This window comes from Microbulbifer regidiadema (SeqCode) (assembly GCF_052467605.1).
Map to the genome: position 1 here is coordinate 671,550 of NZ_CP174316.1, position 15,437 is coordinate 686,986.

Sequence of the window (15,437 nt, forward strand, 5' to 3'; positions counted from 1 at the left end):
CGGCGGAATCGTTATTAGTGTTGTTCCAAGGGCCTGACTAAAAAAATGAAGCATGGAATGCTAAAAGTCAACTTGATTGCCCACTTGTCTGAACAGGCCCAAAAAGACCAGGGGATCGTCTTCTATTTTTCCGGCAATAAGCGACAATCTTTTGGTTATCGGCAATTATATGTCGAGGCCTGCCGGACCCTGGCTTCTCTTCAGGCCCGGAATCTTCCGAAAGGACAAACGGTTATTTTGCAGCTGAGTAACCAGAGAGACTTTCTGGTGGCTTTCTGGGCCTGCCTGATTGGGCAATATATCCCCGTGCCACTGGCGGTCGGATTAAATGCTGACAGTCGCAATAGAGTATTGCGGATTTTTGCGCGGCTCGATGGGGCGCTGCTGATCGGGGATGGGGAGTATCTGGAAAAACTGACCGCAGCTTTGCCCGTTGATCACCCCATTATTGAGCGCATACTAATTATAGAGGCGCTAAACCAGGGGAGCGGTGTACCGCTAGTGGCGGAAATTGCGGCCGAAACAACTGCATTTATCCAGTTCTCTTCCGGCTCTACAGGCAACCCGAAAGGGATAGTACTGAGCCATCAGAATCTGCTCACTAATATTCAAGCCATCGGCTTGGCCCTAAATGCGCAACCGTTTGAAAAGACACTCAGCTGGCTGCCGCTCACCCACGATATGGGCCTGATTGGCTTTCATCTGGTGCCCCTGGTACACGGATGGTCCCAGGTGCTTATCGACCCGGAACTGTTTGTCAGGCGACCGGCTATCTGGCTTGATGCGATCAGTTCCACAGGGGCGACTTTAACGGCGTCGCCCAATTTTGGTTTGAAACATCTGCTAAAACACTTCAAGCCCAACCCCTCCGTTGACATAGATTTATCGTCTATCCGCTTGATTTTTAATGGTGCCGAGCCGGTTAATGCGGGAGTGTGCCGGGAATTTACCGCAAGGTTATCTCCACTGGGACTGGCTCCCGCCGCCATGTTCCCGGTTTATGGTTTAGCCGAGGCCAGTCTGGCCGTGGCATTTCCCCCCGCCGGTGAAGCATTAATAACCCGGCGTATTGACCGCGCCTCTCTGAGCGTCGGTCAATCAGTCCAGCTGGATAAGGAGGGCATGGAGCTGGTTGATCTGGGCGAGCCTGTAGCGAATTGTCGTATCCGGATTGTCGGCGATAACAGTCTTGAATGCCCGGCGGGCACCGTAGGGTATGTGCAAATTAAAGGCGAAAATGTCTCTTCCGGTTATCTGGGGATAGCAGCTGTGGAGACATTCACTGACGATGGCTGGCTCGATACCGGCGATATTGGTTTTTTGCTCGATGGCAGGCTGACCCTGGTTGGACGATCCAGGGAGATGCTGATTGTCAACGGCCAGAACCTCTACCCCTACGATCTGGAGGCTATCGCTGAAACACTGCCAGGTGTTGAGCAGACTGCTTTTGTCGGCTGTGACCCGGCGGGGAGCGGTGATGAAACCGTGGTTGCTTTCGTCCGCTGCAAAGGGGGGGAGGACGAATTTATATCGCTGAAACAGCGCCTGGAGCGGCATATGGTTCGGGAAGCGGGCATCTCCCTTGCCGCAGTGGTTCCCCTGGCCCGATTACCCAAAACAAGCAGTGGAAAAATACAGCGGGTACTTTTGCAGCAGCGCTTCGAAGCGGGGGAATTTAACCCAGGCAGCAGCGTATTGGTCGAACTGGTGCAGATATTTGAGCAGGTTCTATCGATTGAGAAGCCGGGACTGGATGAAAACTTCTTTGATTTGGGCGCTGACTCCAGACAGATACTGGAAGTCCAAACTCTTTTGCAGCAAAGATTTGGGGCCGCTGTAGGCGACAGTACACTGTTCTCCTATCCCACGCTGAGAAAGTTAGCTCAGTATTTATCCGGCGAGGCTGCGGAAGCGCAGCAGAAAAGCGCCGGACCCGGCTGTGATATCGCCATTATCGGTATGGCCGGGCGCTTTCCCGGGGCCAGCAATATCGATAAGTTCTGGCAGAACCTCACGGATGGTGTGGACAGTATCAGCCATTTCAGTGTGGCGGAGCTGTTGGAGGCGGGGGTCGCCAGGGAGCAGCTGGAGCACCCGGACTATGTCAGGGCCAAGGGGGTGCTGGCCGGCGCAGAGGATTTTGATGCAGAATTCTTCAACTACGCACCGATAGAGGCCCACAAGCTCGATCCACAGGCCCGAATCATGCACGAGTGTGCCTGGACCGCTCTGGAGCATGCCGGTTATGACCCCCACACTTTTAGCGGCAGAATCGGTTGCTATGTCGGAGCCTCCCCCAGCGAGGCCTGGGAATCCCGCTGGCGTCGGGATAATGATGCCGAGGCCTTTGTCGACACCCCGTTGACCGACAAGGATTTTCTCAGTACTCGCCTGTCATACAAACTCAACCTCTGCGGGCCTAGTGTCAGTCTCTACACCGCCTGTTCCACCTCGCTGGCTACTGTCGCTACGGCTTGCCAGGCGCTGACTGCGGGCCAGTGTGATATGGCGCTGGCCGGCGGTGTATCTATTATGCTGCCAGTGCGGCGCGGTTATCGGTACGAGGAGGGCATGCTGTTTTCGAAGGATGGGCAGAACCGCAGTTTTGATCGGGATGCCAGCGGCAGTGTGTTCAGTGACGGCGCGGGTATTGTGCTGTTAAAGCCGCTGCAAAAAGCCCTGTTGGATCGGGATAATATCCTGGCGGTGATAAAAGGCATTGCCATAAATAATGATGGCAAAGGCAAGGTGGGTTACACCGCGCCCTCTGTGGCCGGGCAGGCCGATGTAATCTCCAGCGCACAGCAGATGGCGGGGGCCCAGCCACAGGATATCGGTTATATCGAAGCCCACGGCAGCGCTACCGCACTGGGGGATGTGATTGAGGTTGAAGCGCTCCGCCAGGCGATGCCCGGCGCCCGGCAGTGCGCCCTGGGTTCGGTCAAGGCCAATATTGGCCATTTGAATAGCGCTGCCGGTATCGCGGGGTTGATAAAAGTTGTCAAAATGCTGATACACCGGCAATTGCCTCCCAGCCTTCACTTTGGTAATCCGAACCCCCGCATCAACTTTGCTGAGGGGCCCTTTTATATCAATACTCATCTGACCCCCTGGGATAAAAATCTGCCAGCTCTGGCTGGGGTCAGCTCGTTTGGTATTGGCGGTACCAATGTGCATGCTGTACTTGAGGCGCCTGCGCCCAGAAGCGCAGCCGGAGAAGCCCAACAAGATTATCTTTTTGTACTTTCGGCCAGGTCTGATAAAGCCCTTGATATTCGCTGTAGGGAACTGGCTGAGTATCTAAAACAAACTCAAGCGCCCGCTCTGGGGGCTATTTGCCATACCCTCCAAGTGGGCAGGCACCATTTTGACTGCCGGTTGTATTTTGTCTGTTCAGGTCTGCAAGATGCGCTGGCCTACCTTACCGGTGACAAGGTGTGCGAACGCGCCCAGGTATTGGAGCCGTTTGAGGGTATTGGCACAGAAGAGTCCGCCAGTTTGGAGGAGGTGGGCCGGTTATGGCTTGCGGGCGCACCCATTGACTGGTGCAAACTGGCTTTGCAGGGCGATGGTTATCGCGTTGCCCTGCCAACCTATCCCTTCGAGAGGCAGTGCTTTTCCTCTAGCCCGCTGCCTGCCGACTTTTACAGTTATATTCCCCGCTTAGTTCCCGCTGATGTCCCTAGGGGGGGCCCTGTCGACCTCAGCTCGGGAGTTTTGCTGATTGAAAATGACAGTGGTTTAGCCGCCTGCCTGCAAAAGGCTCTGCAAGACCGGGGTATACCGGTGTCAGTCCACAGTCCCGGTGACTACGACTCGGTGCTGGATAGCCTAAAGCGTAACGGCTGCCTGCCCGCCGCCGTTCTCCATATGGGGGTGCAGGGCACAACTGAAATAGATCAGTTTTATAAAAGCTATCTCGATATTTGCGCTTTGCTCAGAAGTTTGATGAGACATATGGATACCCGGCGGTGTTATGTCCGGGTATTGGCCCGCGCCGGATCGACCCTCTCCAAGGCCGCTGCTGTTGGGCCACTCAAGGCCATACAGGGTGAAACGGGCAGTATTTTCGGTGCGCTTATAACTGTGACCTGGCCACAGGGCAGTGTAGAGGAGCGCTGCCTGCTGGTTGAACAGCTCGTGCGGGAATTAAGCACCGCTATAGACCCGACTGAGAATGTTATTGAACTACAGGGATCGCGACGCCTGGCGCCAAGGTACCAGCCAGTAGCCAGCGATATTCACGATTCCTATCGATTCAGGAGGTTGGGGACTTATGTTATTACCGGCGGCCTGGGCGGTATCGGTTTTGCTCTGGCCAAGTATTTGGCCGAGACAGTTCAGGCCAATCTGATACTTGTTGGACTGACAGCCCTGGACTCGGATCAGCCGGGCAAACTGTCCCAGATTAAACAGTTGCAATCCCTGGGCAGTCGGGTCAGTTATCGTACGGCTGATGTGTCCAACTCGGCGGCCATGTCCGATATATTCAACGAAGGCCAGGAGTTATTTGGGCATATTGATGGGGCTATTCACTGTGCCGGGATACCGGGCGGGGGGCTGATACTCTCCGACCAGCGGGAGCAGAATACCCGGATATTTGATTCGAAAGTTAAAGGCACTCTGGTATTGGCGGAACTGCTGTGCAGGCATAACTGCGATTTTCTGTTGCTCTGTTCGTCAGTGGCCTCTCTGTTAAATGTTCCTGGGCAATCCGCCTATAGTGCGGCCAATGCTTTCCTCGATGAGTTTGCCCATCACCACAAACTCCCGTGCCGGGTTCGCACGGTGAACTGGGATCACTGGTTGAACCTGGCCCATTCGAGTTTTGCCCGGGCTTCTATGACCTCTCTGATGGGGGAGGAGGGGCTCAGCCCGGCCCAGGGAATTAGGGCGCTGACCTGGGCGCTGGGGCAGTCGCAAGCGCAGGTCATCGTCTGTGCCACCGAGTTTGCAGAGCGCCAAAACCGTATCGAGCAGATTCCTGAGCAGGCCGGGTTTATGCCCGCTGCACTGAAATCGAGGCCAAATTTGTCGGTAGCCTATGCCCCGGCGCAATCGGAGAATCAGGCGCTACTCATTGCGCTGATCGAGCAGTATGTCGGTATAGCTGACGTCGGTATTTATGATAACTTTTTTGAGCTTGGCCTGAAGTCGCTGGACCTGTTCCAACTGAACCAGCAGCTGAGCCGGCGATTGAATCGCCCCCTGGCGCTGACCGCTCTTTATGCCAATCCGACCATTGACAGCTATTCCGGCTATCTGGCGCGCAGCGTTGTAGAGGTTGTATCGCCGCCCGCTGCAATGCCGGCTTTAGAGAGTGGCAGCGATGATATTGCCATTATTGGTATGGCCTGCCGCTTCCCGGGGGCGAAGGATGTTGACGAGTTCTGGCAGAACCTTAAGGGGGGCCGGGAGTCGATCCATTTTTTCAGTGAGGATGAATTATTAAGCGCGGGAGTTGATGCTGAGACCCTGGCCGACCCCCATTATGTTCGGGCCAAGGGGGTTGTTCGCGATCTGGATCGTTTTGACTACGAGTTTTTTGGTTTGTCACCTCGGGAGGCCCAGATTTGCTCTCCCCAATTGCGCTTGAGTTACGAATGTATCTGGCAGGCATTGGAAGCCGGCGGCTATCCACCGGACAGTCACGAACAGACCGTGGGCCTGTTTTTTGGTGCATCGCACAATATTGCCTGGGAAAAGACTGCGATGGATTCTTCCCAGGGGGCAACTCTGGGGCAGTTTGAAGCCACCTTGCTCAGCCACAAAGAATTTCTCGCTTCCAGAGTGGCCCATAAGCTCAACTTTAATGGTCCGGTTTCCCAGCAGTTTACCGGCTGCTCTACCTCTTTGGTTACGGTTCATCAGGCCTGTCGGAGTTTATTGGCCGGCGAGTGCGATATGGCGGTGGCCGGCGGCGTCTCGGTTGAGTTGCCATTTCAAAGTGGGTATCTCTATCGGGAGGGGATGATTTTCTCACCTGACGGTCACTGTCGCTCATTTGATAATGGAGCCAGCGGCTCCTGTTTTGGTGACGGTGTCGGAGCCGTGTTGCTCAAACCTTTGCGATGCGCCGTAAAGAGCGGTGACAATATCGTTGCCGTAATCAAAGGCAGCGCCATCAATAATGATGGGGCCAGCAAAGTGGGTTATACCGCGCCCAGTGCCTCAGGTCAGGCCAGGGTTATTCGCATGGCGCAAAAGGCTGCGGCGGTTTCTGCGGACACCATTGGCTATGTGGAGGGTCATGGTAGCGCTACGTCTATGGGCGACCCCATTGAGCTGGAGGCTCTGAAAGCGGCTTTTGCCACTGAGCGCAAACAGTACTGTTATATTGGCAGCGTTAAGAGCAACCTGGGGCACTTGAATACTGCCTCGGGCATCGCCGGCCTGATCAAGACCGTTCTAGCTGTCCGTCACGGAGAAATCCCCGCCAGCCTCCATGCTCATCACCCCACCACTAAATTCGATTTCCGTGATAGCCCTTTTACTGTTTGCCAGCAGTTAACACCCTGGCCGGAAATCTTTGCAAAGCGCCGCGCCGGGGTCAGTTCGTTTGGCATTGGCGGAACCAATGCGCACCTGATACTGGAGCAGGCGCCTGAAACTGAAAGCAGCCCCTGTAGCGGACCGCACCTGCTTGTGCTGAGTGCGAAATCGGCTGAGTCCTTGCAGGGCAGCGTCGACAAGCTCGCCAACTTTTTCACGCAAAACCCCGGGGTTAACCTGGCTGATGTCGCCTATACCCTACAGGTTGGACGGAGCCTGTTTAACTATCGGCGGCTGCTTATCTGTGACAGTGTGGAAGAGGCGCTAGATCTATTGGCGCAATCGCCTGCGGCTAGTGTTGATATGTCGGATGGGCAGTGTCATATCTCAGGGAAGGGCGACAGGGTATCGATCTTTTACGGCGCTGCTGAACCCATACAGCAGTGTTTGGACCGATACCAGCAGCAGTGCAATAGACCGATCAGAGTGAATCTATTGGATGGGAAATTGCGCCGCTTTTTACCGCTCCCCACTTATTCTTTTGCCCGTTTGTCCTGTTCCGCACAGCAACCGCCACAGCCGGAAGCCCCAGCTCTGCACAGTTGTCTCTATCAGCCAAGCTGGGCTCGCGTAAATCTGCCTGAGCAGAATCTACCGGAGACGTTACTGATTGTCGGCGATAACCGTGCGTTGGCTCGGGAGCTGACTGAAGACGGTTATGGAAGCTACTGCTCTATCGAAGAGCTCGGCTCACTTTCCTCGGCATCCGAACCCATAGCCCATATTGTTTATTGTTGTGCGCAAGTGGCAGATATGTCGGCCAGGATGCTGGGGGTGGTGGCTCTGCTCAAGCAACTTGCGGACGGCTCGCAGGTACGTTTGACCCTGTTGAGCCAAAACCTGTATGCGGTGCGCCCCGGTGAACAGGTTCAACCTGAGGACACGGTGCTGGCGGGACTGGCACTGGTGATCAATCAGGAGTACCGAAATATCAGCTGTCAGTTGCTGGACTTTGATCGGCGGGAATTGACGCAGGCTGCGGGCTCAGTGCTGGCGCGGGCGCTGTCCCACAGCGGTGATGAAGTTATTTATGCATGGAGAGAAGGGCAGTGTTGGCAGCGACAGTGGGCGCTATTCACTGACAGGACTAGGGCTCAGGGGCTGCGCAAGAGGGGCGTCTACCTTATTACCGGTGGCTTCGGCAAGGTGGGCCTGGCTCTGGCCGAGGGGCTTGCCAGGCAATATCAAGCCAGGCTGGTGCTGCTCGGGCGCCGTGGCAGTGACGACGAAGACCGGGTTAAGGCGCTGGGGGCCGATGTGCTCTGCTTTGCCGCCTCCTGTTCCGATGAACGGCAGATGCGACAAGTGATTGAGGCGGCGGAGGAGAGGTTTGGGGTTATCCATGGGGTAATTCACTGTGCTGGCTGGGCGGATGAGCATTCCGCCTGCCCGGTGGCCGAGATAAATACGGATTTCATCGCCCGGCACTTTGAGGCCAAGGTTCATGGGACTCGATTGCTGGGCAAGCTGTTCGCCGACCGCTCACTGGATTTTTGTTTGTTAATGTCCTCCCTGTCCGCCACTCTTGGCGGGCTTGGGCTGGCCGCCTATGCGGCGGCAAATCAATATATGGACAGTGTGGCGGCGAATTCCGATCAGCGTTGGATTAGCGTTAACTGGGATCGCTGGGAGACACCCGGGAGCAGTCAAAACCCCTACCTCCGCAAGGTGACGGGGAGTATTGGGCTGACGCCTGCGCAGGGCTTTGACATCTTCAGGCGTATTGTTGAGCACTCCGTGCCCTCCCAGCTGGCGGTGGCCGGGAGTAACTTGCCCGAACAGCTGGCTCAATGGGCCAGGCTGAAGCCACACTGCCACCAGGGGGGCTTTGCCGGAGCGCTTTGCCGCGATCGTCTGGCGACACCTTTTATCGCCCCGCAGGGAGCGCTGGAAAAACGTCTGGCAGAGATTTTTGCCGATTACTTTGGTTTTGCCGAGATCAGTGTCTGCGACAATTTCTTCGATCTTGGCGCCAGCTCGGTAGATTTGGTGCAGCTGAATTTACTCGTTAACCGGCAGTTCGCGACAACCGTTCCCCTGGCCAAATTTCTAACCTACACCAGTATTCAGTCGCTCGCGGGCTATTTAACCGGTAACAGCGAAGTTGCAAAAGAGAGTGCTGGAAAGGTCTCGCCAAGCGTAGTATCGCAACAGCCGCTAGAAGTGCGGGAAAATGATGTGGCGATTATTGGCATGGCCGGGCAATTCCCCGGTGCCGATAATATCGAGCAGTTCTGGCAAAACCTGCGTGACGGTATCGACTCTGTGACTCGATATGGCCGGGAAGAACTGCTGGAAGCGGGTCTGCCAGGTTCGTTAGTTGATCACCCTTCATTTGTTGCGGCTCGCGGTGTGCTGGAAAACGCCATGGCATTTGATGCGGAATTTTTCGGGTATACGCCCAGGGAAGCCGAAGCCATGGACCCTCAGGCCAGGGTGTTGCATGAGTGTACCTGGCACGCACTAGAGCACGCCGGCTATAACCCGCAAGATTACCCCGGCAAAATTAGCTTTTTTGCCGGGGGCGGGCCACACCCGTACTGGGAACACCTCTCAACGCCATCCGTGATGGAAACCGATAAACCCTCTGATCAATACGCCCGGGTTCAGCTTTACGAGAAAGATTTCTCCCCCTCGCGAATTGCCTACAAACTCAATTTAACCGGCACTACCCTGAGCCTTTTTACGGCTTGTTCGACCGCTCTGGTGGCCGTCCATATGGCCTGTAAAAGCGTGCTTCAGGGCGAGTGTGATATGGCCCTGGCGGGTGGTGTATCGGTATGGCTGTCACAAAAAACCGGTTACCTGCACGAGCAGGGGATGATTCTGTCAGGGGACGGCTATCACCGCAGCTTTGATGCCTGTGCCAGTGGCTCGGTGTTCAGTGACGGTGTGGGTGTTGTGGTGGTGAAAAAACTGTCGCAGGCACTGGCGGATGGCGATAGCGTACACGCGGTGATCAAAGGCTCGGCACTAAATAACGATGGCGACAGAAAACTGGGCTATACCGCCGTGAGTGTGGCCGGGCAGGCGGATGTGATCCGCTCTGCGATGAATGCTGCCGGGATCGGTCCCGAACAAGTCGGCTATATCGAAACTCACGGCTCAGCGACTGCCCTTGGGGATGTGATTGAAGTTGAAGCCTTGCAAAGCGTTTTTAGCCAGTCCCGGGAAAAATGTGTTCTTGGGGCGGTAAAAACCAATATCGGCCACAGCAACAGTGCCTCTGGTGCGGCGGGCCTGATTAAAACTGTGCTGGCACTCAAGCACCGCCAACTGCCAGCAACCCTGCATTTCGATACCCCCAACCCCAGCATTGATTTTGAAAGTTCACCCTTCACGATTAATAGCGAGTTACAGCCCTGGCCCGGTTCTGGGGACAGGAAAATTGCGGGGGTAAGCTCGTTTGGAATTGGCGGCACCAATGCGCATGTTATTGTGCAGCAAGGCCCGACTATACAGCCCGGTACGCCATCTGCTGGCCCCTGGCTGATCACACTGTCGGCCAGATCAGAACAGGCGCTGGCACTGGCCACAGAGCGTTTTTGCAACTGGCTGGATGAAAATCCAGCGGCTCCTATGGCGGATGTTGCCTATACCTTGCAGCTGGGTAGAAAAGCATTTGAGTACCGCAGAAGCCTGGTCTGTAACAGCGCCAGCGATGCGCTGGAGCAGCTGCGCTCAGAGCGCTCCGGCAGAGTGCTGAGTGGTGTCTGTCCGGCGCACAAGCGGCAAGTGGTGTTTATGTTCCCGGGGCAGGGGGGGCAGTACATTAATATGGGGCGCGGGCTCTATGAGCGGGAACCGGTCTTCCGCGAAATCATGGATCTCTGCTTTGACGACTACCGGGACTTAACGGGCAATAACCTAAAGGTTGTGCTTTTTCCCGATCATGAGAATAGGGAAACCCTGACCGACACCGGGGTGAGCCAGCCACTGTTATTCATATTTGAATATGCTCTCAGCCGAATGCTGATTAGCAAAGGCATAGTGCCGGAGTTGATGGTTGGGTACAGTTTTGGCGAGTATGCCGCAGCTTGCATCGCCGGTGTATTTAGCGTGCGGCAGGGGCTGGAACTGATACATATCCGCGGGCGGCTTATGCAATCCCTGCCCGAGGGGCGCATGCTGAGCACCTCCTTGGACAGGGAACAGCTCAAATCCCTGTTATTTGGATCACTGGCTATCGCCATAGAAAATCCTGGAACCAGTATTGTTGCCGGCCTGAAAAGTGAAATTGAGCAGCTGGAGCAAAAGCTGCGCCAGTTACGCTGTTTTACTTTCCCGGTAGACGTGACCCACTTTGCCCACTCCCCGCTATTGCAGGCCATAGAGTCTGAGTTCAAGCGGGCGCTCGAACGAATTGACCTGCGATCTCCCCGGATACCCTATATCAGCAACGTGACCGGCCGAATTGTTGAGCCCGGGCAGGCCACCGACAGCGCTTTCTGGTGTCAGCACCTGTTGCAGACGGTCAAATTCGAAGACTGCCTGGATAGCCTGCTCGCCACCAGCGATGGCGTTATGTTGGAAGTCGGTCCAGGCAATGACTTAAGTGTATTACTGCGCTCGAAACTTACCACAGCCTCAACACAGCAAGCGGTGAACCTGGTCGGCACTAAGTATGAGCGGGTAGATGACACTACCTATTTGCTTAACGGTCTCGGGCAGTTGTGGCTTTATGGGGGGCTATCGGACTGGTCCGCCCATTATTCCAATGAGCGTCGATTGCGCTTGCCACTGCCACTGTATGCCTTCGAGCGGCAGTTGTTCAGTCCACCTGAAATAACACGGGCAGACAGTCGTCAGCACCACTCAGAGGGTATGATCGATGATATAGATCAGTGGTTCTATCAGCCTGTTTGGCAGCCATCGCCAGCTCGGCCCACAAGTGCGCATATCGGTCCGGAGCCACAGCGGATATTGCTGTTTGTCGATGACTTGGGTGTGGGGCAGAGACTGGCCGACTCGCTAATTGCCGCTGGCCAATTCGTTGTACAGGTGAGTCGGGGGGAGGCTTTCTCCCAAATAGATGAGCTGCGCTTTGTGCTCAACCCGGCTAACCCTGATGATTATCGGCAACTGCTCCAGGCGCTGCCTGAACTGGAGGCCGTTGAGTTACATGTGGTGCACCTTTGGACAGTGACAGGTCACCTGCCTTTAGAGCGGCAATCAGCGCTGAATTGGGGCTTCTTCAGCAATATATATTTAAGCCGGGTGCTGGCCGTCCACCCGGGGGTGCGCAAAATTCAGTGGCTGATGGTATCCGATCGGAGTCAGCAGGTTGCCGGAGAGACCGATGTGCAGTGTGAAAAAACTGCAATATTGGCGTTGCCCTTGGTACTGCCACAGGAGCACCCGCACATCCTCTGTCGCCATATCGATATAAACCCGATGACTACAGCGCGCGGTTATCAACTGATCAATCGGCAGTTACTGAGCGAGCTGGGGGATGAGAGCCGGGATAAACCCAGAGTGGCCTATCGGGGTAACCAGCGCTGGGCCGAGGGCTATGAGCCAATGCCGGCGGAATGCTTTGCTCCCAGTCGATTGAAACGTGGAGGGGTTTATCTGATTACCGGTGGTCTGGGTGGGGTGGGATTGATCCTGGCAGAATATTTGGCGCGGGAGTATCAGGCTAAATTGGCTTTGATCTCCAGGCAACCTTCAGCAGATAAAACCGCCCAGCTTGATGTTATGGGGGCTGACTTTATTGCCCTGGCTGCTGATTGTGGCGACGAGGGCGCCCTTAAGTCTGCAATTATAACGGTGGAGGAACACTTCGGTTCACTCGACGGCGTGATTCATGCTGCCGGGCTGGTGGGCATGGAGTGGCTTTCACCGGTAGTAAATACCGATCCGGATGGTTGTCGACAGCAGTGGTGGCCGAAGATAAAAGGAATTCAGGCTCTGGCTTCGGTTTTGGCAGATAAACCGGTGGACTTTGTGCTGTGCATGTCCTCCATCTCCAATGTCTTGGGCGGGCTGGGGCACGCGGCCTATATCGCCGGCAATCAGTTTATGGATGCTTTTGTCCGTGAACAGAATCAGGCTCAGCTCAGCCCCTGGATCAGCGTTAACTGGGATGGTTGGCAGACAGAAAGTGCTTCCCAAGTGGGTAGCCCTGTTACTGTGGCACAAGACGACTACTTTATGACCCCAGCGCAGGCTGTTTTGGCGTTTGAGCGGGCGCTTGCTGCCGGCGATACCGAGGTGCTGGTCCATTCAACAGGGGATCTGCCCACAAGAAGGCAGCAGTGGATCGAGCTTTCCGGGTTGGAAAGTGCGGCGATCAAGCGCTATGCCCGCCCGAACCTGGCCACCCCCTTTGTCGGGGCCGAAACCCCGCTGGAAATCAGGTTGTGCGAGATACTGCAAGAGCGGCTGGGTGTTGAGAAAATCGGCATCCACGATGATTTCTTTGAACTGAATGCCAACTCATTCCTGATAGTGCAGATTATTAATCAGATCAAACAACAGCTGGGGCAGGATATGTCGGTACTCACCTTGTATAAATACCCGACTATCGCCCAGCTATCCGAATTTATCGGGCAGGTCGGTGGCGAGATTGAAGGAAATTAAAAATCATAAAAACCACAGCCTTACCGGCACTGTTAGTGGCGCCCATCCCTAGTGACTATGGGGCAACACTGTAAAACAGCACCAGCGAATAGCGCACCCCTTCGGTTAGCCGACTCACACCGTGAACCAGATTGCCGGCGTGGAGCAGGGCATTGCCCGAGTGCCATGGCACTGTCTGCAATTGGTTATCCCCCAACATGACAAAGCGGCCCCCCTGGAATTCACTTTCATCATTCAGGGCCAGTACTGCGGTATAGCGGCAGATATCGGAGTGAAAGGTGATATAGGGGCGGGTGTCGGGTGAGTAAATCCTGAGGAATATTGTTGTCTGTCTGTTGCCTTCCTCTCCGTTCAGGTCTGCATGTTGGTGGAGTATATCCGGCAGGGCGAGTAACTTATCGACGGTGCACTGGTCGAGTAGTTCGGCCAGTTGCTCCAAGGTGATATTGACTTGATACTCGGGCTGGTCGTCGACGGAGTCCGGGACGACAGAAGTAATATGCTCGCAAATATGCCTGCGCAATACCGTACATTGATCCGCTGTCAATACGGGCAGGTTGTCAACCACAACCACAGGGCTGTTTCCATGAGCGCTATTGTTAGTGCCATAGCTGCGAATTTGTTCCAGCTCTTCAGCTGTCGCTGAAGCTGGGTCTGCATTGTTGAGTAAAAAGCGTTTTACTGATGGACTTTGACCATTGCGATGGCTCCGATAGGCTCGCCGCTGTAGCCAGGTCAGTTTGTCCAGAATCGCAGTCGGCGACGGTAAGGCTTTATTCAGCGGCAGGGCGGTTGCGGCGGCAAAGGCAACTTCATCACTGATATCCGGCTGGCGCAATTCCGGGGTAATCAGCGCTTCAGGGCGTGCCAGTGCCGGTAAAGTCAGCTGAAAGTGGAGAATATGGCCCTGGCCGGAAAGGCGGTGGCGACGATATCCGCTGGCGATGATCAGCGTCCCTCCCGCTAGGTGGGCCGTTTCACCAGTATCAAACTCTAACTGGCAGGGTTTCTCGGCCTCGAAATCCAATCTCAAATAGACACATAGAGCGGATTTCCCCCGTAAGAAGGGGGTTTCGCTGTGCTCGTCGCGCACTTGAAGTACCAGATTGCCAATGGCTGAGTCATTGATGGGAATATCATTATTCCTCAGGTGGCAATAGACCCTGTCCACTGAATCCAGAAAACCCTGCCATTGCTCCAGGCCGTACCACAACTGTACCGTACCGGTAAAATCCCGGTAACCATCTTCTGGCAGGTAATGGCCTAGGGCCTCTTGATACTGTCGCCAAGCGGCTGGGCTGGAGCAGTGCTCAAAGAGCTGGGTTTGCCAGAGACAGTGTCCGCGATGGTTTACCAGCGTGTAGTTATCGGTTGGTTGATAGCACCGGGTGGTGGTAGTTAGTTCCATCATGTGTTTAAGCCGGCGAGAGCCGTTTCAGTGTCAGTTTCCGGCAAAATTTGGGTGACTCTTTTCCAGTGCTCAGGTGAGGGCATCAGGAATTCGGGGGTGGCACAGTTTTCACTATTTTTAGCGGTCAGGACCAGGTCGAAAGAGAGGGTGACTCGTTCTTCATCAGTTTCATTGGCCGCAACATCATGCATCTGCTTGGAAGGAAATAACAGCAGCCGCCCTTCAACGGGGTCATAGTTGGCCTGCTGGAAATTCAGCGGGTTAAATTCGCTGTAACCCTCTGTCATATTGGAGCCGATACCACTAGACAGTTCGTTTTGTCGTGTTTCATTAAAAAAGCGGGTTTGCCCAGCATAACCCTCTGTGGGTATAGAGATGTAATAGACGGCGCTGAGGTTAGCGGTATGGTGAGCGTGGCGGGCAACATACTGCCCCTTGGTGGCAATAATGGGCCAGGAGCGCTGAATATAAATGTCGATTTTGCTTAAATCGTGGCCCAGAGTTTTCAGATAGATCAAGGAGTGAAGTTCAACCTGTTCAGTCACCCAGGCGAAGGCCGGGTCATTGTGAATCTGGTCTATCCTGTGGACGTCGCCGGTCCAGCTGGCGCTCTCCGTAGTGCGCTGCTTGCCCGATTGTTCACGCAGCGTGTGAATTCTGTCTAGAAAAGCGTTTTTATATTCTGAATGGTTTGTGAGGTCAGTGTAGTAAATCGCCAGTGGGAACCAGACGTCAATCGCCATTAGTCGCACCCTATATTTATTATTGTTTTATCCAGCTAAATTAGATTGAAACAAAAAATACCGCTACTACAACCAAAACTATAAACCAGCTTATTCTTCCAGCCAATACAAAAAACGGTTGTGTTGCTGAATCCGTATTAAACGATGCC

3 protein-coding genes are annotated in these 15,437 nt (G+C 54.8%); 1 reads left to right on the forward strand and 2 read right to left on the reverse strand.

Annotated features, from left to right (window positions below; genetic code table 11):
* Positions 1 to 57: 57 nt before the first annotated feature.
* Positions 58 to 13,134 (forward strand): SDR family NAD(P)-dependent oxidoreductase, encoded by a 13,077-nt coding sequence (locus ACJJIF_RS03780; protein WP_444930913.1) that lies wholly within the window; start codon positions 58 to 60, stop codon positions 13,132 to 13,134.
* Between the two features lie 55 nt (positions 13,135 to 13,189).
* On the opposite strand, the gene ACJJIF_RS03785 is transcribed toward ACJJIF_RS03780, so the two are convergent.
* Together ACJJIF_RS03785 and ACJJIF_RS03790 are read right to left on the reverse strand one after the other, a co-directional pair.
* Complete coding sequence (locus ACJJIF_RS03785; protein WP_444930914.1) at positions 13,190 to 14,545, reverse strand: 2OG-Fe(II) oxygenase; 1,356 nt, start codon at positions 14,543 to 14,545, stop codon at positions 13,190 to 13,192.
* Positions 14,542 to 15,288 carry a TIGR02466 family protein gene (locus tag ACJJIF_RS03790; protein ID WP_444930915.1) on the reverse strand — a complete coding sequence of 249 codons (747 nt, stop codon included), beginning with the start codon at positions 15,286 to 15,288 and terminating at the stop codon, positions 14,542 to 14,544. Before ACJJIF_RS03790 ends, ACJJIF_RS03785 begins: the two co-directional genes overlap by 4 nt.
* Positions 15,289 to 15,437: the final 149 nt, after the last annotated feature.

Coding starts and splice junctions, on each gene's coding strand:
- ACJJIF_RS03790 (WP_444930915.1), bottom strand. CDS start 15,288: ATGGCGATTGACGTCTGGTTCCCACTGGCGATTTACTACACTGACCTC.
- ACJJIF_RS03780 (WP_444930913.1), top strand. CDS start 58: ATGCTAAAAGTCAACTTGATTGCCCACTTGTCTGAACAGGCCCAAAAA.
- ACJJIF_RS03785 (WP_444930914.1), bottom strand. CDS start 14,545: ATGATGGAACTAACTACCACCACCCGGTGCTATCAACCAACCGATAAC.